This window comes from Methanothermobacter wolfeii (assembly GCF_025397995.1).
GTDB classification, from domain to species: Archaea; Methanobacteriota; Methanobacteria; order Methanobacteriales; family Methanothermobacteraceae; genus Methanothermobacter; species Methanothermobacter wolfei.
The window spans coordinates 200,380-227,302 of the sequence record NZ_CP104550.1; the positions used below are offsets into that span (position 1 = coordinate 200,380).

Sequence of the window (26,923 nt, forward strand, 5' to 3'; positions counted from 1 at the left end):
GTGTCCAGGGTAACCATTGAAGATATCGTCAGCATGAGGAAGACAGAAATTAATGAGACGATAATGAAAAAACCACTCAGGGAACTCAAAAGGGAGATAAAGGACCTTAAGGAGCCCCCCAGTTTTCTGAGGGCCCTTGAAGGGAACAGGGCAGCCCTAATATATGAGTATAAAAGGGCGTCTCCTTCAGCCAGTGAAATTTCATTAAAGAGCCTTTCTGAGATGATGGAGCTCTTCATGGAATTTGCAGATGCAGTTTCGGTTCTAACCGAGAGGAGCCACTTCAATGGCGGTATCGAGTACCTCAGGGAGGCATCCGAATATGAAATTCCTGTCATGATGAAGGATTTCCTGGTCCACGAGTACCAGATTTACCAGGCAAGGGCTGCAGGAGCCGCTTCAGTCCTCCTGATCCCTGAAGTATACCCTGACCTTGAAGCCGGAATCGAGACCTGCAGGGAACTCTCAATGGAGCCTCTGGTTGAATGCAGGAGCGCAATCGATATCTACCGGGCGATTGAGGCCGGTGCAGAAGTCATAGGTGTGAATAACAGGAACCTTGAAGACTTCACGGTGGACCTTGAACGCACAAGGGCACTGGCACCCCTAGTCCCGGATGAGGTTATACTTGTCTCAGAGAGCGGAGTCATGGGCCCTGAGGATGCCGAGATACTCCTGAATTATGGTGCTGACGCACTCCTTATCGGGACGGCTGTAATGTCGTCACCTGAGCCGCGCGAGCTCCTTGAGGAGATAGCTGAAGTCGCAGCATTATGCAAGCCTGGAAGAAAGAGGTACGGCGGGGATGAATTCTTTGAACAGTTCGCATAAAACCGGATCAAGTTATGGGCCTTCTCGAGTAGATGTTCCGGTGAATTCTTTGAACAGTTTGCATGAACCCCCAGCCATGAAGATAAAGATATGCGGCATCACAAGGAGGGAGGACCTCCTCATGGGGCAAAGGATTGGAGCAGACCTCCTTGGCTTCATAAACATTGAAAGGTCCCCCAGAAATCTTGAGCTCAGGAAGATAAGGAAACTTTCAGATGAAGCCGGAGAGAAGGCGGTCCTTGTCCTTGAACCATCAGACCCCCAGGATGTTCCGGCTGCGGTGGAGAAAACAGGGATTACAAGGATACAGTTACACTCGGTAAGCGCCTCCGATCTTAACAGGATAAAGGGAATCCTCCATGATGAGGGTATCATGGCGGAGATAACCGTGGCTGTGTCACCTGAAAGGGATTCATTTAAGGATATACTGGAACTCACAAGGAAATCCTCAGGGATACTCCTTGATTCTGCCATTAAGGGCAGGACAGGGGGCACAGGCAGAAGGCTAAGGGAATCCGCAGCCCTCAAGCTCCTTGATGAGATCCGGAGGAGGAACCCGGCAGTGAGGGTGACCCTTGCAGGGGGCCTTACACCGGAATTCGTAAAGAACAGGATGGCCTACGTATCAAGGTTCGACTGCCTTGACTTCAACTCAGGCATTGAGAGGGCGCCGGGTATAAAGGACCATGGAAGGATGATCCAGCTCATGGATGTAATCCGGAATGTTCGGACAGATCCCGTAGGGAATGAATGAATCCTGATCTCTGATCAGAAGGTTGAATGAACAGGAACTTATGCGCTATCTGACCTAATGAGGTGTTTATCATGATAATGGATGGAAAATTTGGAAAATTTGGAGGAATATTCGTCCCCGAACTCCTGATCCCCGCCCTTGAGGAACTGGAGTCAGCTTTCCTCCGTTACAGGGACGACAGGGGATTCGTATCGGACCTTGAATATTACTTGAAGGTGTATGCAGGAAGACCCACGGGCCTCTACCATGCACGCAACCTCTCAGAGAAACTTGGATGCAGGGTTTACCTTAAAAGGGAGGACATGCTCCACACAGGGGCCCATAAAATAAACAACACCATAGGCCAGGCCCTCCTTGCAGGCTACATGGGCAAGGAACGCCTGATAGCCGAGACAGGCGCCGGCCAGCATGGTATAGCAACGGCTGCTGCAGGGGCCCTCTTGGGGATGGAAGTGGATGTTTACATGGGCACGGAGGATGTTGAGAGACAGAAACTCAACGTCCTCAGAATGGAGGTCTCAGGTGCAAGGGTCATCCCTGTTGATTCAGGATCAAGGACCCTCAAGGACGCCATAAACCAGGCAATGAGGGACTGGATAAGTACAGTGGAGAACACCCACTACCTTATAGGGTCAACCATGGGCCCGCACCCCTACCCCACCATGGTTAAACACTTCCAGAGCGTAATAGGAAGGGAGGCCAGGGAACAGATACTTGAACTTGAGGGAGAACTCCCCGACACCGTAATAGCTTGTGTTGGGGGTGGAAGTAATGCTATGGGGATATTCTCGGCGTTCATTGATGATGATGTGGAACTCATCGGTGCAGAGGGAGGAGGGCACGGAATTGAATCAGGAAACCATGGAGCAACCCTATCTGCCGGTTCTGAGGGCATACTTCACGGTTCGCTATCATATGTACTCCAGGATGGCGATGGACAGATAAGCGAGGCCCATTCGGTCTCGGCCGGCCTTGACTACCCTGGCGTCGGACCCGAACACTCTCACCTGATGGAGACAGGGAGGGCAAGGTATGAACCCATTCTGGACGATGAAGCTCTGAGGGGCTTTAAACTTTTATCAAAGTATGAGGGGATAATACCGGCACTTGAAAGTGCACATGCAATCGCATGCCTTGAAAAGTATGCGGCTAAACCTGAGAATAAGGGTAAAACGGTTATTGTTAACCTTTCAGGGAGAGGTGACAAGGACATGTCCATTGTGGCAGGCCTGATGGGGGTGGCTCTATGATTCATGCAGCTCTCCCCCGCCCCATTGAGGTGATACCATGAATTATGATGAAATGTTCCGGAGTCTGAAGGGATGCGCATTCGTCCCCTTCACCGTTGCAGGCGACCCTGACCCTGAAACATCCATTGAGATAATAAGGACAATGGTGGATGCAGGGGCCGATGCCCTTGAAATCGGCTTCCCCTTTTCAGACCCGATAGCAGACGGTACAAGTGTCCAAGAGGCAGATATAAGGGCACTGAAGGCAGGCATGACGACGGAGAAGTGCTTCAGGATCATAGAGAAGGTCAGGGAGTTCACCTCAGTACCGGTAGGCCTCCTTGTTTACTATAACCTCATCTACCATATGGGTGTTGATGAATTCTACAGGAGGGCCGCGGAGGCAGGGGTAACAGGGATACTCGCAGCGGACCTCCCGCCTGAAGAGGCTTCAGATGCGATCAGGGCCGCTGAAAAATATGGCCTGGACCAGATATTCATAGTGGCCCCCACAACTGATAATGAACGCCTCAGAAGGATTTCAGAGAACTCCTCAGGGTTCCACTATCTTGTATCGGTGATGGGAGTTACCGGTGCAAGGTCAAGGGTTGAGGAGAGCACCATCAACCTTATAGAGAGGGTGAGGAGGGAAAGCAGACTCCCTGTGATGGTAGGATTCGGTGTTTCAAGGCCAGAGCACGTTAAGAAGATAAAGGAAGCAGGTGCGGATGGTGTCATAGTTGGAAGCGCGATAATAGACATTATATCCGAAAACCTTGATGACAGGGACAGGATGCTTCAGAGGATACATGAAATGGTTAAACTGATGAAAAAGGCAACTGAAGATTGATCAGGGGGATTTTAATGATTGAAATGGCTGAAAACAGGAAAAGGAGCTTTAAAGAACTCCTTGAGGGGGTCATGGACTTCAGCAATCTCAGTGAGGATGAGGCCTATGGACTCATGGAGATGATAATGGAGGGTGAACTGGATGATGTCCAGGTGGCAGCCATCCTCACAGCCCTTGCAATGAAGGGCGAAACCGTTGAGGAGATAACGGGTTTTGCAAGGGCCATGAGGGATGCTTCCCTCCATGTTCACATCCCCGGCTCCATGAAGGTTGTGGATACCTGCGGGACAGGGGGTGACAGATTCAGGTCCTTTAACATAAGCACCGCGGCTGCAGTAATAGCCGCGGCTGCAGGGGTGAAGGTTGCAAAGCACGGTAACAGGGCAGTTACAGGGACATGTGGAGGTGCGGATATACTGGAAGCTGCAGGCGTGAGGATTGAACTTGAACCAGGAGGGGTTGAAAGGTCCATCAGGGAACTTGGCATTGGCTTCATGTTTGCACCGGCCTTCCACAGGGCAACTGCAAAGGTTAGGGGGGTGAGGGAAAGTCTGGGTATCAGGACGGTCTTTAACATACTTGGACCCCTGACCTCCCCTGCATCTGCAGGCATACAGCTCCTGGGTGTCTTTGACCCCTATCTTGTCGGACCGGTGGCTGAGGTCCTTAGAAATCTCGGGGCAGAACGTGCAATGGTTGTCCATGGATTTGACAGCTGCCTAGAGCCTGCAATGGATGAAATATCAACTGCAGGACCCACACTTGTAGCATTCCTTGAAGACGGGAAAATAAGAATTGAAAGACTGGAACCTGAAGATTTTGGTGTTGAAAGGGGTGTTCTTGAACATCTAGGGGCTGGTGAAGATCTGGAGGAGAACCTCAGGATATTCATGGATGTAATTCAGGGAACTGAGACCACTGCAGAACAGAAGTCACGGCTTGACGCGGCCCTTGTAAATGCCGGTGCCATACTCTACCTTGCAGGGATGGCCGAAACCCTCCCAGGTGGAACTGGAATAGCACGGGAAACAGTAAAGTCAGGTGCCGCGGTGAGGTTACTCAAAAAATTTGCAGATTTCACACAGAAGATGCGAGTGTGATGGGTTTTGGTTTAATTGGATATGGGTTTTGGATGTCTCTATTGGCATAGAAACTGTTATGGATGGGCCCGCTGGGATTCGAACCCAGGGCCTCACGGTTATCAGCCGTGCGCTCTAACCACCTGAGCCACGGGCCCATATCAACTCTTAAGAAATAGGGGTGATTCCAACTTTTGAAGTTCATCATATATATGCTTTTCTATCATCCTGTACAGTTAGTCTTTCAGCGATCACCCAGAGATTCTATGATCCCGATGATCTTTTTTGCGGTTGTTTCAGGGTCCCTGTGGCTTACTATGCTGAGGGCGGAGCCCTTGAGGGCTGCACATACAGCCATGGATAGCCTCAGCATCTCCATATGCTCCCTAAGGCTTTCGGGAGTTTCGATTATCCGCTTCCTTGTATCGGCCATCCTCCTTTCAAGCACAGTCAGGGGGTCCGATTCAAGGATTATGATGAGATCCGGATCTATAAACTCCACAGGAAGGGATACTATGTACCCCTGCGGGGACTGGTCAAGGCCGTGGAGATCAACGAGAACACACCCGGTCCCCTGTATCCTGCTGGCGGCTTCAAGCCAGATGCCGTGCTGGTCCTCAAGGGGGAGTGAAAAGAGCTCCTCCCGGGTCCCTGCCATGGACCTCTCAGTGGCGATCTTAAGCATCAGGTCCCCGTAATTAATGTACCTGTGCCGGATCCTCCCTGAGAGTATCCTGCAGACGGTGGTCTTACCGGCACCCGGCACACCGACAACTGCAATGGTTTCAGGGAAACATGACATGAAATTTATTTATTGACCATTTCACTTATGGCATCGGCCATCATGTGTCCTTCCACGGTTATCTCGGCCCTGTCTATACCCTCAACCTGTTCCGCAACGTTCCTAGCATCCATGGCCATCCTGGCGGCGCTCATACAGCCAGGGTTTGTTGGCCTTATGGTTATCTTTGCAATGGTCTCATCCTTCTCATCAATCTCAATGTTTTCAACAAGACCCATCTCCACTATGCTTATACCCACGTGGGGGTCGGCTACCTTTTTAAGAGCTTCCTTAACCTTTTCCAAGAGTTCTTCTGACATCATTATTACCTCAGATGGTATTTTGATAATCACTGCAGTGATTTTCTATTATCAAAATGAATATTTAAAAGTGTTTATTATTGGATGCGCCCATGTAATCAGGGTGAGCATTCATGTTTTCTTTCTTCGCCTCACCCTTACGGCAACACCCCTTCCGGCCCTCAGCATCTCCTCCCCACTGAGAACGGCCCTGCCGACACCCACAGCATCGCCACTGTACATTATAACAACTTCATCCCCGGGTATAATGTCAGGGTCGGCGTCACTGACTCCAGGGGCAAACAGTGTCCCTGTCTCGAGCTTGAAGTCTATTTCAACCCATTTAAGGTTCAGATCACCCAAAATGCGGCCACCTTCAAGGGCAAGGGAGAACAGACCACGGTCCATCATCAGTGTGCAGATTTCAGTCCCGTCAGAATTCAGGACCTTCTTATGATACCTCCCGGTGACCCTGCAGTCTTCAGGTATGAGTTTTTCGCCTCCCCTTCCGAACTGGTAGACTGCAACCGAGCGCAGCATGTGGAGCATCCGTTCCCATGGCCTGTTCCTGTCATAACCTGAGAGGGCATCCTTAAGTTTAGCCAGGGCCCCGGGTGAGGTGGGCCTTGCATCCATGGCGGTTGGTGTGAAATCGTCAAGGTATTCCATGCATACCTCCAGGTATCCACCATCAACATGGGCTATGACGCTGGCATCACCAACATATTCCCTGAGGACCTCACCAACAACCCTTTTCTCTTCATATGACCATTCACCGGTGGTTGAAACATCATAGGATGATATGGGGTATGTGTTTTCCATCTCCCTGGGGCATATTCCAAAGGGTGATGTGAGTATAAGCTCCTGAAAACCCCTTGTAACCTTCATGAATGTTCTGTGGGATTTTGAGGTGGAGTAGGGCTTCTTCATGCTGCATGGGAGTATCACGATAACATCACCCAGGGGTTCAAGGAGCCTCATCCGCTCCCGCCACCTTACAGCCTCAGGCCGGTGTAGTGATTCTTCAATTGAACAGAGGACCTTCATTTTTCATGTCACCTTCAGTTACCGTTCAACCATCTTGTGCCTGTGAGCTCAGCGGTCTCCCTGGTGAGGGCCACAAGGTCTTCATGGTTGAGTTTTTTAACATCATCCTTCCCCACGATCCTTGCAAAGTCTGCAATTTCATGGTTCAGCACCTTTATATAGTTCTTCAATCTCTCAGCAGCCTCCTCAGGGTTCATGTGCCGCAGCAGGCTGGGATCATGTGTTGTTATACCTGTAGGGCATTTACCTGTGTGGCAGAGCCTGTGCTGCTGACAGTTAATGGCTATCAGGGCGGCTGTGCCTATATAAGCAGCATCGGCACCAAGTGCAAGGCATTTGGCAATATCTGCACCTGTCCTCAGGCCGCCGCCGGCAATCAGGGACACCCTGTCTCCAGAGCCCTCATTGATAATTGTTTTAACGGCCCGGGGTATGGCTGCAACCAGGGGGATCCCTGTATTGTCCCTTATATGGGGGTTAACTGCACCGGTACCTCCGCCGAAGCCATCCAGGCTTATGAAATCAACACCTGCTTCAATCAGGGTCCTGACATCATCTTCAACATTCCCACACCCTATTTTTGCACCCACAGGGGCTCCACGATTCAGGCTCCTGAGCCATGAAACCTTTTCTGCAAGCTCCTCAGGGTCCCTGATGTCAGGGTGATGGGCCGGTGAATAGGATCCCTCACCCTCTTCAAGACCCCTGACCCTTGCAACGTCCCTGCTGATCTTCTCTGGTGGAAGATAACTCCCCTTACCAGGGTAGGCCCCCTGACCGAATCTTATCTCTATGGCAGCAGCCTTTCTGAGTATATCCTCGGTGATCCCGAACCTCCCTGTTGAGTACTGGACTATGAGCTGCCTGCCAGCCTCATTGAGTTCATATTCAAGGACACCGCCCTCCCCTGAGTTGAAGCCTATCCCGAGATCCCTGGCAGCAGATGCAATGGCCTGCCTTGTTTTCCTGGAGACAGCACCGTAACTCATTCCACTTATCATTACAGGTGAACTGAGCTTCAGGGGCCTTCTGGAATCCTTACCGATAATTATTCCGGTGTTAACATTTTCGTCAGGGTTAAGGGGGATCTCTGAAACCTGAGCCGGTATAAAGTGGAGGTCATCAAGGCCAACAGGAAGTCTTTTTTCAGATCCCATGGATTCAACGACGCTTTCACCGCTCTCTGCAGCCTTTTTTATATGGATTATCTTCCTGTAATCCGCAGGGTCCTCGGATGATCGTCTCCTGCGCATTCTTATACCATCATAGGGTTCTGTGTTGCAGAAATAGAGTTCTTTAAGGTCGTATTCCCTGTATATCTCGCAGGATGCGCATAGACATCCCATCTCATTAACCTCGTACCTGCTACTTCCCCGGGCACAGAAGAGGACCTCCCCATCTCCATGATCAGGGTAACTGGGACATCGCGGACACAGACACTCCTTCTTCTCATCCTTCATTATTAACCCCCACTAGAATGATCTTATATGATTCTTTTTTTGGCATCATAATATTTGTAGTATATGCAGCGGTCTTTCAGGGAATTTATTGGGAAGTCTTTATCGGTCTGAAATGTTGTTCTTTGAGCTGGCAACATTTAAAGGTTTTTCTTTGCACCGAGTCCGTGTTTTAATAATGCTCTGGGTTCTGCAGTGGACTCAGAAAAGTCATTCTAGGATTAGCCCAGAAGCTCGGCGTGGAGTTTTTTAAGCCTTTCTATTGATGGATGGTCCTTGCCGAGGCGTCTGCTCCACTTTTCTATCACAAAATCAATATCAACCTCTTCTGAACCATTCAGGAGGTTGTCTGCATGGGCAACAATCTTCTCCTCAAGGGTCTCGGGCATGTAATCCCCAGGGGGGAGTCCAAGGGTTTCGGCTTCATCAGGGGGTATGCCGGCTCCAACATGCCTTTCAACTATCCGCACAACCTCCGGTGGATAACCAAGGTCCCTGAGTATGCGGGCGCCTTCAACTGCATGGTCAACTCCGCTGCTCACCGAACGACCGATATCATGCAGCAGGGCCCCGGTTTTAACAAGCTCCCTGTCAACGGGCAGGTTCTCAGAAAGCTCCATGGCCTTTTTTTTAACTGCAAGGGAGTGTTCTATGACCCAGTCGGGACAGCCCACACTTCTAAGTAGCTGGATGCTCAACAGGACACCTGCAATGAATCTTTCTATGAATTCATCCCGGGGTCGGGGCCTCCATCAAAACCGTTGTTCTCATAGAGGCTGAGCTCGTGTTTTATCTGCTGTATTATTTCAGAGTTGTCCATGAATTCCATTTCAGAGCCGCACTCGGGGCAGGTGAAGTTCTCCTCAGCGGCCTCATCAAAGGTGAACCTGTAGTGGCCGTTTACACAGACAAAGAACATGTTGTTCTCCTCGAATGCAAGGGCCTCCCTGAGCTTTTCCACGATCTCACTGTGCTTCTTCTTTATCATTTCAGTGACCTTCCCTGGTTCAAACTTCCATGTGTAGGTGTACCACTGTGTCTCGGGGTCCTTGCTCCGCCGGTAGCTTGCAACACCGGCATCATAGAGTTTGTAGAGCACCCTTCGAACTATGTTGAGCTTGAGCTGGGTCTTCTCTGATATCTCCTCGTCTGTAACGGTTCCCTCCATGAGACACTTCAGGACCGGCACTGCCTCTTCTTCTTCATCTTCGGTGATAATTTCATGGATCAACTCTTGCACTGCCTGTTCATCAACCAATTGAAATCCTCCAGCATTGAAAAGTAACTGCACTGATTGTGCTAAAATCTTCTGGCGCACATCCATTTATGTAGGTAATCCTATTTAAATTTTATAATTCCGGCCTCACTATGATGGCAGGTGTATGTTCAACGGATTCAAGCATCTCAGCAGTGATCCTCCCGGGGCTTTCCTCCAGTTCCTCAGCCATTTCATAAACAGTGCTCCTTGGACCATGACTCATCTGATAGGATTCAGCAACAGATACCACTTCAAGGAGGGTTTCAACATCAAGGCGCCTTGATGATGCCAGTGGTGTGGGCCATGACCCTGATGAGAACCTTCCTGCAAGGTAGCCAAGAATTCCGGTATCATGTATTATTCCGGGTGCGGCCACAGGGAGGGCTGTGAAGTACCGGCCCAGGAGCCTGTAGGTTGCATCGGTATCGGCTATGACCACGGTAACTTCCCTGTCGAAGTCATCCATCAATTTATCAGCGACCCTCCGGGCAGCTTCGGCTGGATTCTCAGGTAAAAGAGATACAAGGGTCCCGGGGACATTGCTCAGGTCTATTCCAGCCTCTGATGCAGGTTTAAGGGCGTGTTTAAGGCCGTAGTATCTGAGGACAACCTCCTTATGGGACCTTGCCTCTGGAGGCAGTCTCCTCAGGTTTCTTATGGTTCTTTCTTTAATTCCAAGGAGTGGTCCGAGGAGATACCCCCAGATGTACTTTGACCAGATATCGGCAAGAAAGATTGCAAGGAGGGATGGTTCGAACTCTGACTCATCAACAAGGTCTCCCTGGGCAACCGAGACGGGGGTTTCGGATATGACAAGAAAATCGCCGTCAAGTACCAGTTCACCGGCCCTCTCCACGATCATTGAGATACCCTCACCGGGCCTGATGTAGCCTGTCTTTACGGGTATTGCAGAGTATTTCATTGAAGGCATCCTATCTGGCCTTTACTGGAGGGGCCCATACCTTGAGGTCGATACCCTCTATTATGGCCCTTTTACCTTCAATCTGCACCACCACTCCTGAGTGGACCTTCTGCATCATACAGTGGGCCGGGAGAAAACGGACCGTTTCACCTATATTGGGGATTTCACCCTCTATGATGCCCTCGAAGCCCCCCACCATGCAGACACCAACATCCTTGAATTCAAAGTCCTCCCTGCCCAGGCGGTGGCAGGGACCCACGATGTGCACCGTTATCAGTCCATGGTTCTCATCTATTATCTCTGCGAAGTGGGTTATCGGACACCCCAGGGGCCTGTAACGTATCACATCCCCCTTTTTGAGTTCCATGCGCGTGAAGGGGAAGAGAACCTCCCTGCAGGAGTTTTCTTCAGGGAGGGGTTTCAGTATGAAGTCTGCCTCGTAGCCGTCGAGGACGCCTATTATTTTTTTCTCTTCAGGGATCACGTTCTCCTTTCTAAGAATCTCCTGGAGCCTTTTAAGGTTCTCTGAGAATAACTCCTGGTACATGAAGTGGCATCGGTCGACCTCAGTCCGGCCCTTGAGGAGGGCTGCGGCGTATTCATCGCAGCGAGCATAACCACATATACCGCAGTTGTAACCTGGAAGCAGATCCGTGATGGTATCTCTAAGGGATTTATCTCCTGGCATTTAAAAGATCCTCTCCTTATTCTCCTTCATAGCTCTGGAAACCATCTATCCTCCGGAGTATTCCCCGGTGGTGCCTTTTGTTCACCCTTGTCTCACCCACACAGAGGGTGCAGACAGCCAGGGGTGCTGAGTGTCTCAGTTCCTCATTCTCCAGAGACACCTCATGGCTTTCTATCATTTCATCTGCAAGTTCAACGCATCCCTGTCCGCTCAGACCGTTGGCCTCGATTATCTTGGCTGATGGATTAACTTCAAGTATACGTTCCCTGAATATTTCCCTCTCGGCCTGGGATATCATATCCCCCTTTGTTACAACTGCAATGTCTGCTGTTGAGAGGAAGGGCCCCACCTTGAGGGGTGTGTTGGGACCGCTTGTTGCATCGATTACGCATACTCCAAGACAGTTCTTTGTGTAGGGTGCGCATCGGTGACAGAGCCCTGCGGTTTCAATTATGAGAAAATCAGATTCATTGGCATCAGCCCATTTTATCATGTCATCTATGTTGTATATGGCGTAGTGGTCCGGGCACATGTCCATTGATAGACCAACAAGGGTCGGCACACCTATCCTTTCAAATTTCCTGTCATCATCTGTGTACAGGCAGTCTATCTTGACGACGGATGACTTCAGTCCCCTTGACTTGAGGCTCTTAAGTGCGTGTATGAGCACCGAGGTCTTCCCGGATCCCGGTGTTCCAGCAACAATTACCATTCTCATAGGATTCACTTCTCATAAGGTTTGTGGTGGATTGGGTTCTGCTCTTATGTTTTTATTATGTCCGTGAGGTCTATGCTCTCCACGAGTTCGCCTCTCCTCACCTTTTCACGGAGGCTCAGCATGAGCTCATCAATCTTGTTGAGTTCCTTGGATATCTTCTTCTCTGCGGGGGTTGTTTCAACTATCTTCTGCATACCCCCATGCTTCATGACTATCCTCTTATCCGTCATTAGGGCAAGGACAGGGTCGTGGGTTACAACTAGGACTATTTTACCGTGACCTGCAAGCACATTGAGGGCGTCATGTTTTCTTATACCGGCATTCTCGATTTCATCAATTAGTACGATTGGGGAGTCGCTGATTATGGCCACATCTGCAACCATGAGGGCCCTTGACTGCCCCCCGCTCAGGATGGTGAGGTCATTCTCCTTTTTTATCGGCTCGCCTGTCAGTGTATTTGCAAGTTCTATAACCCTGTCAACACACTTTTCACTGGCCCCCCGGCACTTGGCGTGGAGGCTTAGGAAGTCGCCCACGGTCATATCCGCAAGAAAGTTCATATTCTGGGATAGCTGGGCAACCATCTTCTTCCTTGGATTTGTACGGTCCTCGTAGGTCGGTTCTTCATCATTCACAAGGATCTTTCTCTTTGAGAAGGTGTCCTCCTGGGCCAGCTGCTCTATGTCCCCTATGAGCGAACTCTTACCACTGCCGGTGGGACCGACAACACCAAATATTTCTCCTTTTTTTATTTCAACCTTTTCCACAGGCTCTTTTTCGCCGTATTTGTCGTAGCCGCCAATTACCATGATTTTCTCTATCATTAAAGATTCACCTTTCCGAGAGTGTCTCCCCTAAGGCCTCTTCGTATGGTTTCAAGGGCTGTTATCTCTTCGGGGGGTATGTTTCCAAGGTTCACATCTGGACCAATTTTTAAAATGAAATAAACCTGCTGATTTTTCTGGGGAGCTTCCCATATTATCCTATCTGAGGGGAGTTTTTCAATTAGATAATTAACTTCATCCTCTTTAACGTTTCCATTACTGTCATATATACCTATGTTCTGCCCGCTCTCCCTGGCTTCCATCAGCACCATTGATGCCCCTGCATTGAGGTCTTCAGAGACGAGTTCCACACGTTCTTCAGGGTCAAGCTGGCTGTCAAGTGCAGGGTCCTTTTTACCAACTTCTGATATGACATTGAAGCCAGTGTCCACGGCCATCTCAATGAAACGGCATTTTTCATCGTTTGAAATGTTAACGGTCCCGTTGGATATTTCAAGTGTTTTAAAGCCAATTTCACCGGCCTCTTCAAGGTACTCGGGAACCATACCATTGATGTATGCGATTTCAAAGAGAGTACCGCCGGGGTAGGCTTCAACATTGAATGAACGATACATCTCCACCTTTTCCATTACAATATCGCGTCTGTGGAGGGGAAGGGTTCCCCACCCGAATTTAATGAAGTCAACGTAATCTGATGATATTTCCATGAGGTCCCGGGCTGCCTGGAGGCCCATTCCCTTATCAAGGACCATGGTTATCCCGGCTTTCCGGGGTTTTCCACCCCGTGGGGGTGTTAGAAAATTAAAGGCGTTCATCTTATCACCTTCATGCGTGGGTTGGAAGAAACCATTTACTTGGTAGTTGCTATGTTCCCTGCTTTATAAAAACTTTTATAAGGGACATATTATCAGAATTCTCTTTTTACTATCCTTATAAAAAATTTATTCTGATAACTGATATAATTAATGCTGCATATATAAACTGTCAGGTGGCATCTTGTGGAGAGCATGCTACCTGAATGAATGAGGCTGGTACCTATGATGGGTAAGATATGCTACTTTGAAAGTCCGGGAAAGGAAAACACCGAGAAGGTTATTGAACTTGTGAAGGAAAGGGCAGCTGAGCTGGGGATCAGGAACTTTGTGGTTGCATCTGTCTCAGGTGAAACAGCCCTTAAATTATCTGAGAGTGTTGAGGGAAATATTGTATCTATAACGCACCATGCAGGCTTCAGGGAGAAGGGAAAACTTGAACTCGAACCTGAGATGGAGGAAAAGCTCACCAGCAGGGGAGTCAAGGTCTATGCAGGTTCACATGCCCTCAGCGGAGTGGGGAGGGGTATTTCAAATAAATTTGGCGGTGTAACCCCTGTCGAAGTAATGGCAGAGACCCTCAGGATGGTTTCACAGGGATTCAAGGTATGCGCTGAAATATCCATCATGGCTGCAGATGCAGGCCTAATACCTGTGGATGAGGAGGTCATAGCCATCGGGGGCACTGCATGGGGTGCTGATACAGCAGTTGTTCTAACACCGGCCCATATGAACAGCGTATTTGATCTAAGGATACATGAGATCATTGCAATGCCCCGTCCATGATCTTTAAGGTGTACTGGGGGCTGATAACTGCCTCTGGTGAGAAATTCTTTTTATCACAGGGGTCGTGAATCCACCGTCTTCCGGTGCCCATGGCCCCACAGTAAATTCATTTCTGGCCCCAACCTTGAGGCGGTATTTTCATAGGTCACAGAACCCGATTTTTATTTTGAAATAGGAGCGATGGCTCCATCAGTGGCAGAATAACCGTTGCTTTTAAATATATCTTATTACGATAACATATCTTATAGATAACTGTGGGGGTAGCAATTGAAATTCATTAACGATGCCATAAAGGAATCTGAAAAAAGGGAAAAACCACCTTCCAGCTCAATGAATTCAGACATCGACAGTGAACTTAGGGAAATAATTGAAAACAGCAGGGCAAGGATATATGTTGTTGGGACAGGTGGCGCGGGTAACAATACCGTGACAAGGCTCAGTGAGATTGGTGTTGAGGGTGCTGAAACAATAGCCATCAATACAGATGCACAGGACCTCTTCTACACGGTATCTGACAGGAAACTGCTCATCGGCAGGAATGTCTGCGGAGGTCTTGGGGCCGGAGGCATCCCTGAAGTTGGAGAGGAGTGCGCAGAGGAAAGCGAGGATGATATTCGCAGGGAACTTGAAGGGGCAGACATGGTTTTCGTTACCTGTGGCCTTGGAGGAGGTACAGGAACAGGTTCTGCACCCGTAATATCGAAGCTTGCCAAAAAGGCAGGTGCACTTACCATAGCCGTTGCAACAATGCCCTTCAGCGCTGAAGGTCTTAAAAGAAGGGAGAACGCTGAGAAGGGCCTTGAGAAGCTCCAGAGCGCTGCGGACACCGTCATCGTCATACCCAATGACAAGCTCCTGGAGGTGGCACCCAACCTGCCCCTTAACAAGGCATTCATGGTTGCTGATGAAATCCTTGGAAGGGCGGTTAAGGGCATAACAGAACTGATAACAAAACCGGGACTTGTAAGCCTGGACTTTGCTGATGTGAGGAGCATAATGAAGGGTTCAGGCATGGCAATGATAGGCATGGGTGAAGCGGAATCCGGGGACAGGGCCCTTGAATCTGTCTATGAGGCCCTTAACAGTCCACTGCTTGACCTTGACATATCCAATGCTAAGGGGGCCCTTATAAACATCTCTGGAAGCTCCGACCTCACACTCCAGGAGGCAGAAAGGATAGTTGAGGTTGTTGCAGAGGAACTGGACCCTGATGCAAACATAATATGGGGTGCCCAGATCCAGGATGAACTGCAGAATGTCATAAGGACAACCATAGTGGTGGCGGGTGTGAGATCACCCTACATATATGGTTCCCATGCTTCTGCAGAGAAGGAATTCATTGAGGAAAAACAGCGCGGTAAGGATTCAGTTGATGAATCTGTACTGGAAGAATTTATAGACGGAGTATTCTGATATCTCTTCCAGCCACCCCCACTTAATGAAAACATTTATAAATCTTGAGTGATAGAGTACTCTATCACTCATCCCGACCCGATCCTTGTTTTTATAATATTACGTTAGCGGGGATAAATCATGAAATACAAGGAGTCTATTCTGAATTTTATAAAACAGTCAAAAAGAGTATTGAAGGTTTCCAAAAAACCCACAAGGGAAGAATATATCAACGTGTCAAAGGTAACGGGTATAGGTATAATAATAATAGGAGTTGTTGGTTTCATAATCAGTATCATTGCCCAGCTTCTCGGGCGCTGACTGCATGCTCATATTACAGTGAATTATATATATAAGGTTGTGTTCTTAATGGAAGATAGTAAAAATTCCATATACGCCCTTAAGACCTCTGTGGGTCAGGAAAAAAACGTGGCCAGAATGCTGGCCAGGAAGGTCAGGGACAGCGGTATTGAGATAAACGCTATTCTCGTCCCGGAATCACTCAGAGGATATATTCTGGTGGAGTCCTCATCAAAAATTGACATGAGAAACCCTGCGATAAGGGTTCCCCACCTCAGGGGTGTTGTGGAAGGTAAAACAGAGGGCGAAGCCGAGATAGAATTTGAAGAGGTTAAGAGATTCCTTAAACCAGAACCAATAATATCCTCCATTAAGAAGGGCAGTATCGTTGAACTGATATCAGGTCCATTTAAGGGTGAGAGGGCCAAGGTTATACGTATAGATGAGTCAAGGGAGGAGGTTGTCCTTGAACTCATAGAGGCCGCGGTCCCGATACCTGTAACTGTTAAAGGTGATCAGATCAGAATAATACAAAAGGAGGCTGATTAATGGCTAAAGAAACCGTTGAAATTCTTATTGATGGTGGAAAAGCCACTCCAGGACCACCTCTAGGTCCTGCGATTGGTCCGCTTGGAATTAACATGATGCAGGTTGTTGAAGAGATAAACAGGAAAACCGCAGACTTTGAAGGGATGAAGGTTCCTGTCAAGATCATCGTGGACAGCGACACAAAGGAGTTCGAAGTTGAAGTGGGAACACCACCAACAACTGCACTGATCATGGATGAACTCAAATTAGAGAAGGGGTCACAGGACCCTGGAATGGACAAGATAGCGGACATCTCAATGGAGCAGATACTTAAGATTGCAAGGATGAAATTCGATGCACTGCTATCCAATGAATACAAACAGGCAGTTAAGGAGATTATGGGTACCTGCGTGAGCATGGGCATAACCGTTGAGGGTAAGGACCCCAGGGAAGTCCAGAAGGAGGTTGACCAGGGAGCCTACGATGATCTCCTAACATCATAAAAATTTATAAATCTTGAGAATCACATAACTAAACCTACCATATGAACTTATTTTTTTGAGTTCATGGAGGATTTTATAATGAAACAAGAGATAATGGAAGCGGTGAAGAAGGCCAAGGAACTGTCAAGGCCGAGAAACTTCACACAGTCCATGGATGTTATCATGAACATCAAGGACTTGGATGTCAATAAACCAGAGAACCGGTTTGACGAGGAAGTTTCTCTACCCAACGGGCGCGGCAAGGATGTTAAGATCGCCGTGATCGCTGACGGTGAACTGGCCCTTCAGGCCAAGAATGCAGGAGCCGACCTTGTAATAACCAAGGAAGAGCTCGAAGAACTTGGTAAGGACAGGAAAAAGGCAAAGAAACTTGCCAACGAGTATGAATTCTTCGTGGCTCAGGCAGATATGATGCCTCTGGTGGGGCGATTCCTGGGGCCTGTTCTCGGTCCTCGAAAGAAGATGCCTAAACCAGTGCCAGCAACAATAAATCCGGAGCCCATCCTGAAAAAACTCAGAGACACCGTTAAGGTGAGGATAAAGGATCAGCCTGTGGTTCACACGGTGGTGGGTACTGAGGACATGGACGATGAAAAACTTGCCGAGAACATAGAGGCGGTCCTCCAGACAATCGACCGCAAACTTGAAAAGGGCAGGAACCAGTTAAAGTCCATGTACGTTAAGACAACCATGGGCCCGGTAGTGAGGGTGATTTAGATGGCTCACGTGGCTGAATGGAAGAAGAAAGAGGTTCAGGAGCTCCAGGACCTTATTAAAAGTCATGAAGTGGTTGGTATAGCTAACCTTGCAGATATACCTGCAAGGCAGCTTCAGAAGATGCGCCAGACACTCCGTGACAGTGCACTTATAAGAATGTCCAAGAAGACCCTGATCAGCCTTGCCCTGGAGAACGCTGGCAAAGAGATGGAGAATATAGAGTCACTATCAGAGCATATGGAAGGCCAGTCAGCACTCATATTCACGGATATGAATCCATTCAAACTCTTCAAGATCCTTGAGGATAGTAAAACTCCTGCCCCTGCAAAACCGGGCGCGATAGCCCCTGCAGATATAGTTGTCCCCAAGGGGGACACCGGATTCGCACCGGGTCCAATACTCGGGGAACTGCAGCAGATAGGTATCCCTGCCAAGATTGATAAGGGTAAAATAGTGGTCTCAAATGACCATACCGTTGTGAAGGAAGGGGAGGAGATACCACCAAAGGTGGCTGGAATCCTTACAAGACTGGATATACAGCCACTTGAGGTTGGTATAGACCTCAGGGCAGCATATGAAAACCAGACTGTTTACACAGCAGACATACTGACAATTGATGAAGAGAAGACCCTTTCTGATATCCAGAGGGCTTTCTCACAGGCATTCAATCTCTCAGTTAATGCGGTTATATACACCAGGGAGACCATGCCTGCAATCATTCAGAATGCAGCTTCAAAATCCTTCAACCTCGCATACAATGCATCAATCCTCACATCAAAGACTGCAGACCTTCTCCTGGCGAAGGCATATGCCCAGATGCTTGCACTTGCAGCAGCAGCTGCAGAGGTCAATGGGGATGCAGTTGATGATGAACTGAGGGATAAGTTATCTGCAAGGGCTTCAACGCCAGCCCCTGCAGAAGAAGAACCTGAAGAGGAAGAGGAAGAAGAGGAAGAAGAAGAGGAGGAAGAGGATGCCGCAGCAGGTCTGGGGGCCCTCTTCGGATAGAACATTTACTGGCATAAATAACTAAAAAAATAATATTTGAGGTGATCATATGGAATACATATACGCAGCAATGTTATTGCACACAACCGGTAAAGAGATCAATGAAGAAAACGTTAAAAGCGTCCTTGAAGCAGCAGGTGCTGAAGTGGACGATGCAAGGGTCAAGGCTCTTATAGCAGCCCTTGAAGATGTTGACATTGAAGAAGCAATGGAAACAACAGCTGTAGCCGCAGCACCAGCAGCAGCCGCAGCACCAGCAGCAGCTGAAGAAGCTGAAGAAGTTGAAGAGGAAGAAGAAGAGGAAGAAGAGGAAGCTGAAGAAGAAGCAGCAGCCGGTCTTGGCGCTCTCTTCGGCTAACTTCTCCTTTTATGATACTGCCATTTGAATGAATGGCAAAAAATATTTATTTTTCTCACACTAATTTTTATCATTAAATAACTGTTCTCAATGATTACCATGTCTCGCCAGCTCCAGGAACTAGGATATGAAAGGTATAAATGTGAATCCTGCGGGAACACATTCTGGTCAATGAAAGAGCGCAGAACATGTGGAGACGCGCCCTGCGATGAATATGAATTCATAGGTAACCCTGCGACCAGCAGGAGCTATGACCTCTACAAGATACAGGAGGAATTCATAGATTTCTTTGCTGAAAGGGGCCATGAACCCATAAGGAGGTACCCTGTACTTGCAAAGCGCTGGCGGGATGATGTTTTTCTTGTTGGAGCATCCATATACAATTTTCAGCCATGGGTAACCTCAGGGCTTGTTAAGCCCCCTGCAAACCCCCTTGTTGTTGCACAGCCCTCCATACGCCTTAACGATGTTGACAATGTGGGCAGAACCGGAAGGCACATGACCTGTTTTACAATGGGGGGTCACCACGCGTTCAACTCCCAGAATGAAAGAATATACTGGGAGGATGAGACGATAGCCTACTGTCATGAATTCTTAACCCACATCGGTATTGACCCTCAGGAAATAACCTTTATCGAGTCATGGTGGGAGGGAGGAGGAAACTCAGGTCCATGCTATGAGGTATGTGTCCGTGGAGTTGAACTCGCAACCCTCGTATTCATACAGTACAGGAACCTCCCTGATGGGGGCAGGGAGGAGATCCCCCTGAAGATAGTGGATACTGGTTATGGCCTTGAAAGGTTCGCATGGATATCCCAGGGAACACCAACAGCCTACGACGCATCCTTTGGTCCTGTGATACAGAGACTTGTTGAACTCACAGGTGTGGGTGTTGATGAGAAGATACTTGCAGAGAATGCACAGGTAGCCGGCATGATGGATATAGAGACCTATGCAGATCTCAGAGAACTCAGAAAAAGGGTGGCCGATAAACTTGGAATGGATGTGGACGAACTTGAACAGGCAATAGGGCCAATGGAATCCATATACGCCATAGCTGACCATACAAGGTGCCTGGCATTCATGCTTGCAGATGGCGTGATACCATCAAACGTGAAGGAGGGCTACCTTGCAAGGCTACTCATCAGAAGGACCATCAGACTCATGAAGGAGCTGGAGATGCAGGAGTCCCTCAGGGACCTTATGAACATCCAGATAGACTTCCTTGAAGGGAAGTACCCGGAGATAAGGAGCCACCATGAACACATACTGAACATAATAGACCTTGAGGAGCGCCGCTACGCAAGGACCGTTAAAAGGGGTAGAAGGATAGTTGAAAAGACTGTTAATTACCTTAAAAGGGATAAAAAGACCGAGATGCCCCTTGAAATCCTCATAAAACTCTATGACTCCCACGGGATACCTCCCGAGACCATAAAGGAAATAGCCGAGGAGAAGGGATTCAGGGTTAACATTCCAGACAACTTCTACACACTGGTTGCGGAGATGAATGAAACAGAGAAGGACCTCCCTGCTGTGGAAACAGACCTTGATTACCCCCCAACGGAACTCCTTTTCTATGAGGAACCCGAAGCCATTGAATTCGAGGCGGAGATTATAGGAATCCATGAGGGAGGCATAATACTTGACAGGACCCTCTTCTACCCTGAAGGGGGCGGACAGCCATCAGACACGGGATTCATAGAGGCGGGGGATGAGAAATTCAGCATAAAACACGCCGAGAAGATAGGCAACGTTGTGGTGCACTGGACAGAGCAGGAGGCTGACCTTGAACCAGGAACACGTGTAAGGGGCCGTATCAACGCTGGAAGGAGAGCAGCCCTCACACGGAACCATACAGCAACCCACCTCATAGTATCATCGGCAAGAAAGGTCCTTGGGGATCATATATGGCAGGCAGGGGCTCAGAAGGGCCTTAAAAGATCAAGGATAGATCTTTCACACTACAGGAGGATCACGAAGGATGAACTTGATGAAATAGAGAGGCTTGCCAATGAATACGTCATGAGGAACATCCCTGTTTCAGTGGAATGGATGGAAAGGGACCTTGCAGAGAAGAGGTATGGCTTCATACTCTACCAGGGAGGGGTTGTGCCTGGCTCAAGGATAAGGGTTGTTAAGATTGATGATATCGATGTCCAGGCATGTGCAGGGACCCATGTGAAGCGCACCGGTGACATAGGCCTCATAAGGATCAACAGGACGGAACGTATACAGGACGGTGTTGAAAGGATAGAGTTCTCTGCAGGCGAGGCAGCGGTTGAACTGATTCAGAGGGAAAGGGACATCCTCAGGGCAGGTGCGGATGTATTCAAGGTAACACCATCACAGCTTCCAGGTACCTGTGAAAGATTCTTCACAGAATGGAAGTCCCTCAGGAACCAGCTGTCAAGGCTCAAGGAGGAACTTGCAGCACTGAAGATCCTTGAAATAAAGGAGACTTTAGAGGAAATAAACGGGTTCAGGGTAATAATAGCCACCGTCGACGCCGACATGGACGAAATGCAGAAAATGGCCCTTGAACTTGTAGATGAAGCTGATGCAGCGGTCCTGGCAAACAGGGACGGTAAACTGGTTGGAGCAGCATCAGACGACGCCGTAAAGAGGGGGATGAAGATAAATGAGGTTATATCAGGGGCTGCAAGGGTCCTTGGCGGCGGAGGCGGAGGAAGACCTGGACTTGCACAGGGAGCCGGACCAGAGAAGGACAGGGTTGAAGGGGCCCTTGAAGAGGCCAGGAAAATTATAGAAGAGTTCAAAGAGGGATAACTTGGACAAAACCATCTCCAGCATAAATGAAAGGATACTTGATGGAGAGGCAGTGGTATTAACGGCAGCTGAGCTTAAGGAGATGGTTCTTGAAGGGGATGTCCCATCCCATGAGGATGTTGATGTGGTCACGACCGGGACCTGCGGAGTAATGTCAGGGACTGCCGCTGTAATGCACTTCCGTGTCTCGGAACCTGGTTCATTCAGAAAGGCCGCTTCAGTACACCTTAACGGAGTCCCTGCCTATCCTGGACCATGTCCCAATGAGAACCTGGGTTCGGTTGACCTTTTCCTCTATGGCACCGGCCACAGCATCCATGACCCTGACTATGGTGGTGGATTCCTCCTGGGGGACATACTCAGGGGGGCTGCGGTCAAGGTCACCCTGAGATCCAGTGATGGAGATCTCATTGAGTCAGAGATAAGTGTAGATGAACTTGAAACAGCAAGAATCATAGGCACAAGGATGGCCTTCAGGAACTACACCGCCCTTGTAAACCCATCCGGAAAGCCGGTGAAGTCAATATTCAATGCGGTGGAAATGCCAGGAGGCTGGGGAGGTCTCTCCTTTTCAGGGTGCGGGGACATAAACCCCCTTGAAAACGACCCCTCCATGGAGACGATAAAGCCAGGCACGGCAGTCCTTCTTAACGGCGCTGCGGGGCTCGTGCTCGGTGAGGGTACAAGGAGCAGCCCCATGAAACCAAACCTCATGCTCAGCGGGGACCTTAAGGAGATGAGCCCCAAGTACATCGGCGGCTTCAGGACAGCGGCAGGCCCGGAGGTGTTCAACACGGTGGCGGTTCCGATACCAGTGACGGGTGAAAGAGTCCTTGAAAACCTCCTTGTAATGAATTCGGATATAAAATTACCTGTTGCAGATATAAGGGATCGTTCAAGGATCCTTGGAGAGATAACCTACGGGGATGTATGGGTGGGTGATGAGAGGCCATCATACAGTCCTGAAAGGTGTGGGGACTGTTTAAGGTGCACCGTTGCCATGAGCTGCCCCACACACGCAATAAGCCCGGAAGGCGTTGATGCTGAGAAATGCTTTGGCTGCGGCATGTGCGCATCATCCTGTCCCCACGGCGCCTATGAGATGGAAACAGGGGATGTTGTGATAGCAGAAAGGAGGGTCCCTGTTATATGCCGACAGTCAGACAGGGTGAGGGCAAATGAACTTTCAGTTAGACTGAAGGAAATGATTGAGGCCGGCGAATTCCTTTTAAGGGGTTTCTGATGCCATAGTCACGAATCCCAGGATTGCATTTCTGCAGGTTCTTTCAGGTCATGAGGAGAAGATTAAAGCTTGGAACTTTCAGCAGGGGGTGTGAGATATTTTAGCATACGATGTTATACTGGCCCGGTACGGTGAGGTTGGACTTAAAAGCCCTTCAGTGAGGAGAAGATTTGAGAAAAAACTTGTTCACAATATAAGATCTGCTCTGGACTGCAGGGCTACCGTCAGGAATGGGAGGATATTCATCTACCCTGATAATATGGAGGAGGCCCTTGAGGGGCTCTCAAAGATCTTTGGTCTCGTATCCTTTTCACCAGCAGTAACAACAGAGACAGAATTTGAGAGTATAGAAGACACGCTACGCAGGTACACTGATGAACTCAGATCGGAGGGTCTTATAAACACCAGAACCACCTTCGCGGTAAGGTGCCGGAGGACGGGTCAGCATGAATTCACGAGCCAGGAGATGGCGGCGTTCGCAGGATCGGTTATTTTAAAGAACACAGGGGCCTCGGTTGACCTTGGAAACCCTGACATGGAGATCCACATTGAGGTAAGGGACCAGGAAACCTACATATACCACAGGGTAATACCCGGACCCGGGGGTCTTCCTGCAGGCACCCAGGGAAAGGTGGTTGCACTTCTCTCGGGGGGTATTGATTCACCGGTTGCAGCTTACCTCATGATGAGGAGGGGATGCCAGGTCATAGCTCTTCACATGGACAACACACCCTTCACCAGCCCCGAGGCCCGGGACAAGACAGAAAAGATAGCCGAAAAACTTGCTGAATACTCTGCAGGAGTTGAATTCAAATTCAGAACGTTCAGTTACGGGGAATACCTTGAGAAGTGTCGTGAAAGCGGTCCTGAAAGGATGACATGCGTCCTCTGTAAGCTGGGAATGTACACCCTGGCTGAGATGGTTGCCCGTGAAGAGGGAGCCCTTGCAATAGTGGATGGAAGCAGCCTTGGACAGGTGGCGTCCCAGACGCTCCCGAACCTCCTTGCAACCAGGATGAACGTTGAAATGCCAGTCCTCAGCCCCCTCATAGGAATGGACAAGGTTGAAATAGAAGACCTTGCAAGGAAGATAGGAACCTACGATATATCAATAATCCCTGACGGAGGATGCAGCGCGGTCCCGGCACACCCGTCAACCGCAGCAGACCCGCAAAGGGTTCTGGATGCAGCCCGGGATATTGATCTCAAGAATGAAATCATAAGGGTCCTTGAATCCGGATCTGAAAGGATAATGTAGCTTCAATCACCATCATGGATCTATGTGGATAACTTTTTAAGTAATCAGATGCCATCTTTATATAGGTACATGTTTAACTCACTCACTATTTTCTGGAGGTGTAATACATGAAAACAACCATTAGTGTAATTAAAGCAGACGTTGGAAGCGTAGCAGGCCATGCTGTTGCACATGAGGCCCTTAAGGATAAATGCTCCCAGATCCTTGCAGAGGCAAAGGAGACAGGAATCCTTGAAGATTATTATATCACCAACTGCGGTGATGACATTGACCTTATAATGACACACCGCAACGGTGAAGAAAACGAGGAAGTCCACCAGACAGCATGGAACGCATTCAGGGAGGCTACAGATGTAGCAAGAAGCCTTAAACTGTATGGTGCAGGTCAGGATCTGCTCTCAGACACATTCTCAGGTAACATAAAGGGTATGGGGCCTGGATGTGCGGAGATGGAGTTTAAGGAAAGACCAAGCGACCCTGTGATAATATTCTGCTGTGACAAAACAGAACCAGGAGCCTTTAACCTGCCACTCTTCAGGATGTTCGCAGACCCATTCAACACTGCAGGCCTTGTAATTGACCCCTCACTCCACAACGGATACGAATTCGAGGTCTTTGATGTCGTGGAACACAGGAAGGTTAAGATGTCCTGTCCTGATGAGATGTATGATCTCCTGGCCCTTCTGGGTTCAATCAGCCGCTATGTGATAAAGAAGATACACAGAAGGGATGATGGTGAAATCGCAGCATCTGTAAGTACAGAGAGACTCAACCTCATGGCAGGTAAATACATCGGTAAGGACGACCCTGTTGCAATTGTAAGGGCCCAGTCAGGCTTCCCTGCTGCAGGTGAAGTCGTCGAACCATTCGCATTCCCCCACCTTGTCGGTGGATGGATGAGGGGATCACACAACGGTCCGCTAATGCCGGTCGCCCAGAGGGATGCGACTCCGGTGAGATTCGATGGACCCCCAAGGGTTATCGGTCTCGGATTCCAGGTTGCAGACTGCAAACTCGTGGGACCTGTCGACATGTTTGATGACCCTGCATTCGACAGATCAAGGGCACTCGCCTCTGAAGTCGCAGAGTACATGAGGAGACACGGACCCTTTGAGCCACACAGACTCCCATCAGATGAAATGGAGTACACATCACTACCAGGTGTCCTTGAAAAACTCGGGGACAGGTTCGAGGATATTGAATAACCCCTCTTAAATCCTTTTTTTCTTGGGTTTCTGCAGGCAGTCACCTGATTTTTCTCTTCTTAAGTATTTCCTGTGGTATGTCAACCACCCGCCGGACGCTGTCAATCACAGCCCCGTCACTTGTTGCAACAACACCATCCTCATGGCCCTTCAGTTTCCTGTCCACACAAGGGGAGAGCACGGCAACACCATCAAGTCCCCTGGACTCCATAATACTTTCCACCATGCCCCTGAGCTTTCCACTGTGACTCACGTTTTTATCGAAATAGAAAACAGCCCTCTCCACATCGGAGTCTTCGAGGAAGTCAATTATGAGTCTAAGGGCCCTGAATGTGCCTTCAGTTATCCTGTAATTTCCAAAGACCCCCCTGACGTCCCTTAAATAACCATCCTGGGCAATGAAAAAACCTGAACCCGATAGGACGCTCTCGGTGCCTATGAGGACATTGTATCCATCAATAAAAACAGAAGAACCACTGAGGGAGTCGGGACCAACCATCCTGGACTTTCTGACTTTTATCAGGTCGTCAGGAAAAACGTACCTTGCAAGGTAATTTCTTTCATCCCTCCCGAGGAGGTAATGGTTTGCAACAAACTTGAGCGCAACACTCTTACGGTAACCCCTGTTAAGCAGGTATTTGAGGTCCTCTGCAGCCATTTTAAGCTTCATTTATCCCCTTCTCTTCGCCGCCATTATGAGGGCACGGTCTGAGGCATCCTCGGCCCTGTCAGCTATATTTGCAAGTTTTCTTATTATCTCCTTAAGGTCAAGGAACTTAACAACACCGATCTGATTTTCCCTGTAGGCACTGTAAAGTCTTTTTATGATTTCCCGCTCAATGATATCTGCCCTGTCCTCAAGCCTTTCAATCTCATGGGCCTTCTTCATGGCCTCACCGAGGTCCTTCTCAAGGAGTTCAACGCAGTCTATGAGGGCCTCCATGGTGCCTTTGATGGTTTCCATCATCCTCCTGAAATCATCCCTGAACTCGGGGGGGAGCGATACCTGTCCCAGGGATACCGTGAAGGCCGTTGACTCAATAACATCCGCAACCTTGTCTATGCTCTCAACAAGCATTATACGGTCTTCCCTGTCAAAGGGCAGGAAGGCACCCTCGTAGAATTCGATCTCCATCTCCCTTCTTATCTCATCGGCTTCGTGTTCGGTTATTGCTATTTCCTTTGTCAGTTCAGAAACCCTTTTAAAGTTTCCCTGGTAGAATGCTTCCATGAGTTCTTCGAGTTTCAGGTAACATTCACTGACCTTTAAAAGGTGCTCCCGCCCATACTTCTCAACTTTACTCTCTCTGAGGAAGAATTTCATT

The 26,923-nt window shown here is 49.0% G+C and carries 30 protein-coding genes and 1 tRNA gene; 17 read left to right on the top strand and 14 right to left on the bottom strand.

Annotated elements, in window-relative coordinates:
- The 5 genes from N5910_RS01050 (at position 1) to trpD (ending at position 4,764) form a co-directional block, all read left to right on the top strand.
- Positions 1–831 (top strand): indole-3-glycerol phosphate synthase TrpC, encoded by an 831-nt coding sequence (locus N5910_RS01050; RefSeq protein ID WP_238337933.1) that lies wholly within the window; start codon positions 1–3, stop codon positions 829–831.
- A 76-nt stretch (positions 832–907) separates the two neighbouring features.
- On the top strand, positions 908–1,585 hold the full coding sequence (locus N5910_RS01055; RefSeq protein WP_084531319.1) for a phosphoribosylanthranilate isomerase: 678 nt from the start codon (positions 908–910) through the stop codon (positions 1,583–1,585).
- 71 nt (positions 1,586–1,656) lie between these two features.
- Positions 1,657–2,835: a tryptophan synthase subunit beta gene (gene trpB, locus N5910_RS01060; RefSeq protein ID WP_261599661.1), complete on the top strand. Its 1,179-nt coding sequence runs from the start codon at positions 1,657–1,659 to the stop codon at positions 2,833–2,835.
- Positions 2,836–2,872: 37 nt separating this feature from the next.
- Positions 2,873–3,664, top strand: a complete 792-nt coding sequence (gene trpA / locus N5910_RS01065) for a tryptophan synthase subunit alpha (protein ID WP_074358361.1) — start codon at positions 2,873–2,875, stop codon at positions 3,662–3,664.
- A 14-nt stretch (positions 3,665–3,678) separates the two neighbouring features.
- Positions 3,679–4,764 carry an anthranilate phosphoribosyltransferase gene (gene trpD, locus N5910_RS01070; RefSeq protein ID WP_261599662.1) on the top strand — a complete coding sequence of 362 codons (1,086 nt, stop codon included), beginning with the start codon at positions 3,679–3,681 and terminating at the stop codon, positions 4,762–4,764.
- Positions 4,765–4,827: 63 nt separating this feature from the next.
- Here trpD and N5910_RS01075 read toward each other — a convergent pair.
- The 12 genes from N5910_RS01075 to comA all read right to left on the bottom strand — a co-directional run bounded on the left by N5910_RS01075 (position 4,828) and on the right by comA (position 13,513).
- A tRNA-Ile gene (locus tag N5910_RS01075) sits at positions 4,828–4,901 on the bottom strand.
- A gap of 86 nt (positions 4,902–4,987) precedes the next feature.
- Entirely contained in the window at positions 4,988–5,545 is a 558-nt protein-coding gene (locus N5910_RS01080) for an adenylate kinase (RefSeq protein WP_074358362.1), read from the bottom strand.
- A gap of 5 nt (positions 5,546–5,550) precedes the next feature.
- Positions 5,551–5,844 (bottom strand): metal-sulfur cluster assembly factor, encoded by a 294-nt coding sequence (locus N5910_RS01085; RefSeq protein WP_261599663.1) that lies wholly within the window; start codon positions 5,842–5,844, stop codon positions 5,551–5,553.
- A 111-nt stretch (positions 5,845–5,955) separates the two neighbouring features.
- Positions 5,956–6,870: a DUF5591 domain-containing protein gene (locus tag N5910_RS01090; RefSeq protein WP_074358364.1), complete on the bottom strand. Its 915-nt coding sequence runs from the start codon at positions 6,868–6,870 to the stop codon at positions 5,956–5,958.
- 14 nt (positions 6,871–6,884) lie between these two features.
- On the bottom strand, positions 6,885–8,330 hold the full coding sequence (locus N5910_RS01095; protein ID WP_074358365.1) for a glutamate synthase-related protein: 1,446 nt from the start codon (positions 8,328–8,330) through the stop codon (positions 6,885–6,887).
- 218 nt (positions 8,331–8,548) lie between these two features.
- Positions 8,549–9,025 (bottom strand): TIGR00295 family protein, encoded by a 477-nt coding sequence (locus N5910_RS01100; RefSeq protein ID WP_074358366.1) that lies wholly within the window; start codon positions 9,023–9,025, stop codon positions 8,549–8,551.
- A 23-nt stretch (positions 9,026–9,048) separates the two neighbouring features.
- Positions 9,049–9,567, bottom strand: a complete 519-nt coding sequence (gene tfe / locus N5910_RS01105) for a transcription factor E (protein ID WP_315901950.1) — start codon at positions 9,565–9,567, stop codon at positions 9,049–9,051.
- A 109-nt stretch (positions 9,568–9,676) separates the two neighbouring features.
- Entirely contained in the window at positions 9,677–10,516 is an 840-nt protein-coding gene (locus N5910_RS01110) for a coenzyme F420-0:L-glutamate ligase (RefSeq protein WP_084531105.1), read from the bottom strand.
- A 1-nt stretch (position 10,517) separates the two neighbouring features.
- Positions 10,518–11,195: a (Fe-S)-binding protein gene (locus N5910_RS01115; protein ID WP_191216335.1), complete on the bottom strand. Its 678-nt coding sequence runs from the start codon at positions 11,193–11,195 to the stop codon at positions 10,518–10,520.
- 16 nt (positions 11,196–11,211) lie between these two features.
- Positions 11,212–11,913 carry a GTP-binding protein gene (locus tag N5910_RS01120; RefSeq protein WP_074358369.1) on the bottom strand — a complete coding sequence of 234 codons (702 nt, stop codon included), beginning with the start codon at positions 11,911–11,913 and terminating at the stop codon, positions 11,212–11,214.
- Positions 11,914–11,957: 44 nt separating this feature from the next.
- On the bottom strand, positions 11,958–12,737 hold the full coding sequence (locus N5910_RS01125) for an ATP-binding cassette domain-containing protein (RefSeq protein ID WP_074358370.1): 780 nt from the start codon (positions 12,735–12,737) through the stop codon (positions 11,958–11,960).
- A complete protein-coding gene (gene comA, locus N5910_RS01130) occupies positions 12,737–13,513 on the bottom strand; it encodes a phosphosulfolactate synthase (protein WP_074358371.1) in 777 nt (258 codons plus the stop codon). The genes N5910_RS01125 and comA overlap by 1 nt, the downstream gene beginning before the upstream one ends.
- A 222-nt stretch (positions 13,514–13,735) precedes the next feature.
- Between comA and N5910_RS01135 the strand changes: the two genes are divergently transcribed.
- From N5910_RS01135 to fbp, 12 genes are all read left to right on the top strand, one after another.
- Positions 13,736–14,296: a pyruvate kinase alpha/beta domain-containing protein gene (locus N5910_RS01135; protein ID WP_191216336.1), complete on the top strand. Its 561-nt coding sequence runs from the start codon at positions 13,736–13,738 to the stop codon at positions 14,294–14,296.
- Between the two features lie 267 nt (positions 14,297–14,563).
- Positions 14,564–15,709 carry a cell division protein FtsZ gene (gene ftsZ / locus N5910_RS01140; RefSeq protein ID WP_191216337.1) on the top strand — a complete coding sequence of 382 codons (1,146 nt, stop codon included), beginning with the start codon at positions 14,564–14,566 and terminating at the stop codon, positions 15,707–15,709.
- A gap of 120 nt (positions 15,710–15,829) precedes the next feature.
- Positions 15,830–16,009, top strand: coding sequence for a protein translocase SEC61 complex subunit gamma (locus tag N5910_RS01145; protein WP_074358373.1), 180 nt, complete (start codon positions 15,830–15,832; stop codon positions 16,007–16,009).
- Positions 16,010–16,057: 48 nt separating this feature from the next.
- Positions 16,058–16,537 (top strand): transcription elongation factor Spt5, encoded by a 480-nt coding sequence (locus tag N5910_RS01150; RefSeq protein ID WP_074358374.1) that lies wholly within the window; start codon positions 16,058–16,060, stop codon positions 16,535–16,537.
- Positions 16,537–17,019, top strand: coding sequence for a 50S ribosomal protein L11 (locus N5910_RS01155; RefSeq protein WP_074358375.1), 483 nt, complete (start codon positions 16,537–16,539; stop codon positions 17,017–17,019). The genes N5910_RS01150 and N5910_RS01155 overlap by 1 nt, the downstream gene beginning before the upstream one ends.
- A gap of 78 nt (positions 17,020–17,097) precedes the next feature.
- Positions 17,098–17,736 (top strand): 50S ribosomal protein L1, encoded by a 639-nt coding sequence (locus N5910_RS01160; protein WP_074358376.1) that lies wholly within the window; start codon positions 17,098–17,100, stop codon positions 17,734–17,736.
- Entirely contained in the window at positions 17,737–18,744 is a 1,008-nt protein-coding gene (locus tag N5910_RS01165; protein ID WP_074358377.1) for a 50S ribosomal protein L10, read from the top strand.
- 49 nt (positions 18,745–18,793) lie between these two features.
- Positions 18,794–19,102, top strand: coding sequence for a 50S ribosomal protein P1 (rpl12p, locus tag N5910_RS01170; RefSeq protein ID WP_074358378.1), 309 nt, complete (start codon positions 18,794–18,796; stop codon positions 19,100–19,102).
- 90 nt (positions 19,103–19,192) lie between these two features.
- The gene (gene alaS / locus N5910_RS01175) at positions 19,193–21,892 is read left to right on the top strand and encodes an alanine--tRNA ligase (RefSeq protein WP_074358379.1); all 2,700 of its coding nucleotides are present in this window, start codon (positions 19,193–19,195) and stop codon (positions 21,890–21,892) included.
- Between the two features lies 1 nt (position 21,893).
- Positions 21,894–23,135, top strand: a complete 1,242-nt coding sequence (locus N5910_RS01180) for a methanogenesis marker 16 metalloprotein (RefSeq protein ID WP_191216340.1) — start codon at positions 21,894–21,896, stop codon at positions 23,133–23,135.
- A 157-nt stretch (positions 23,136–23,292) separates the two neighbouring features.
- Complete coding sequence (gene thiI, locus N5910_RS01185) at positions 23,293–24,393, top strand: tRNA uracil 4-sulfurtransferase ThiI (RefSeq protein WP_238337935.1); 1,101 nt, start codon at positions 23,293–23,295, stop codon at positions 24,391–24,393.
- 107 nt (positions 24,394–24,500) lie between these two features.
- Entirely contained in the window at positions 24,501–25,598 is a 1,098-nt protein-coding gene (gene fbp, locus N5910_RS01190; protein ID WP_074358382.1) for a fructose-1,6-bisphosphate aldolase/phosphatase, read from the top strand.
- Between the two features lie 40 nt (positions 25,599–25,638).
- Here the strand turns inward: fbp and N5910_RS01195 are convergent, their stop codons facing one another.
- Positions 25,639–26,268 carry a DUF434 domain-containing protein gene (locus tag N5910_RS01195; protein ID WP_074358383.1) on the bottom strand — a complete coding sequence of 210 codons (630 nt, stop codon included), beginning with the start codon at positions 26,266–26,268 and terminating at the stop codon, positions 25,639–25,641.
- A complete protein-coding gene (locus N5910_RS01200; protein WP_084531108.1) occupies positions 26,269–26,922 on the bottom strand; it encodes a TIGR00153 family protein in 654 nt (217 codons plus the stop codon).
- Position 26,923 lies beyond the last annotated feature (1 nt).

Coding starts and splice junctions, on each gene's coding strand:
- comA (WP_074358371.1), bottom strand. CDS start 13,513: ATGAACGCCTTTAATTTTCTAACACCCCCACGGGGTGGAAAACCCCGG.
- N5910_RS01120 (WP_074358369.1), bottom strand. CDS start 11,913: ATGAGAATGGTAATTGTTGCTGGAACACCGGGATCCGGGAAGACCTCG.
- N5910_RS01200 (WP_084531108.1), bottom strand. CDS start 26,922: ATGAAATTCTTCCTCAGAGAGAGTAAAGTTGAGAAGTATGGGCGGGAG.
- trpB (WP_261599661.1), top strand. CDS start 1,657: ATGATAATGGATGGAAAATTTGGAAAATTTGGAGGAATATTCGTCCCC.
- rpl12p (WP_074358378.1), top strand. CDS start 18,794: ATGGAATACATATACGCAGCAATGTTATTGCACACAACCGGTAAAGAG.
- N5910_RS01150 (WP_074358374.1), top strand. CDS start 16,058: ATGGAAGATAGTAAAAATTCCATATACGCCCTTAAGACCTCTGTGGGT.
- N5910_RS01135 (WP_191216336.1), top strand. CDS start 13,736: ATGATGGGTAAGATATGCTACTTTGAAAGTCCGGGAAAGGAAAACACC.
- N5910_RS01095 (WP_074358365.1), bottom strand. CDS start 8,330: ATGAAGGATGAGAAGAAGGAGTGTCTGTGTCCGCGATGTCCCAGTTAC.
- N5910_RS01080 (WP_074358362.1), bottom strand. CDS start 5,545: ATGTCATGTTTCCCTGAAACCATTGCAGTTGTCGGTGTGCCGGGTGCC.
- N5910_RS01125 (WP_074358370.1), bottom strand. CDS start 12,737: ATGATAGAGAAAATCATGGTAATTGGCGGCTACGACAAATACGGCGAA.
- N5910_RS01160 (WP_074358376.1), top strand. CDS start 17,098: ATGAAACAAGAGATAATGGAAGCGGTGAAGAAGGCCAAGGAACTGTCA.
- N5910_RS01090 (WP_074358364.1), bottom strand. CDS start 6,870: ATGAAGGTCCTCTGTTCAATTGAAGAATCACTACACCGGCCTGAGGCT.
- trpA (WP_074358361.1), top strand. CDS start 2,873: ATGAATTATGATGAAATGTTCCGGAGTCTGAAGGGATGCGCATTCGTC.
- N5910_RS01145 (WP_074358373.1), top strand. CDS start 15,830: ATGAAATACAAGGAGTCTATTCTGAATTTTATAAAACAGTCAAAAAGA.
- N5910_RS01195 (WP_074358383.1), bottom strand. CDS start 26,268: ATGAAGCTTAAAATGGCTGCAGAGGACCTCAAATACCTGCTTAACAGG.
- alaS (WP_074358379.1), top strand. CDS start 19,193: ATGATTACCATGTCTCGCCAGCTCCAGGAACTAGGATATGAAAGGTAT.
- fbp (WP_074358382.1), top strand. CDS start 24,501: ATGAAAACAACCATTAGTGTAATTAAAGCAGACGTTGGAAGCGTAGCA.
- N5910_RS01155 (WP_074358375.1), top strand. CDS start 16,537: ATGGCTAAAGAAACCGTTGAAATTCTTATTGATGGTGGAAAAGCCACT.
- N5910_RS01055 (WP_084531319.1), top strand. CDS start 908: ATGAAGATAAAGATATGCGGCATCACAAGGAGGGAGGACCTCCTCATG.
- N5910_RS01110 (WP_084531105.1), bottom strand. CDS start 10,516: ATGCCTTCAATGAAATACTCTGCAATACCCGTAAAGACAGGCTACATC.
- N5910_RS01165 (WP_074358377.1), top strand. CDS start 17,737: ATGGCTCACGTGGCTGAATGGAAGAAGAAAGAGGTTCAGGAGCTCCAG.
- N5910_RS01085 (WP_261599663.1), bottom strand. CDS start 5,844: ATGTCAGAAGAACTCTTGGAAAAGGTTAAGGAAGCTCTTAAAAAGGTA.
- N5910_RS01115 (WP_191216335.1), bottom strand. CDS start 11,195: ATGCCAGGAGATAAATCCCTTAGAGATACCATCACGGATCTGCTTCCA.
- trpD (WP_261599662.1), top strand. CDS start 3,679: ATGATTGAAATGGCTGAAAACAGGAAAAGGAGCTTTAAAGAACTCCTT.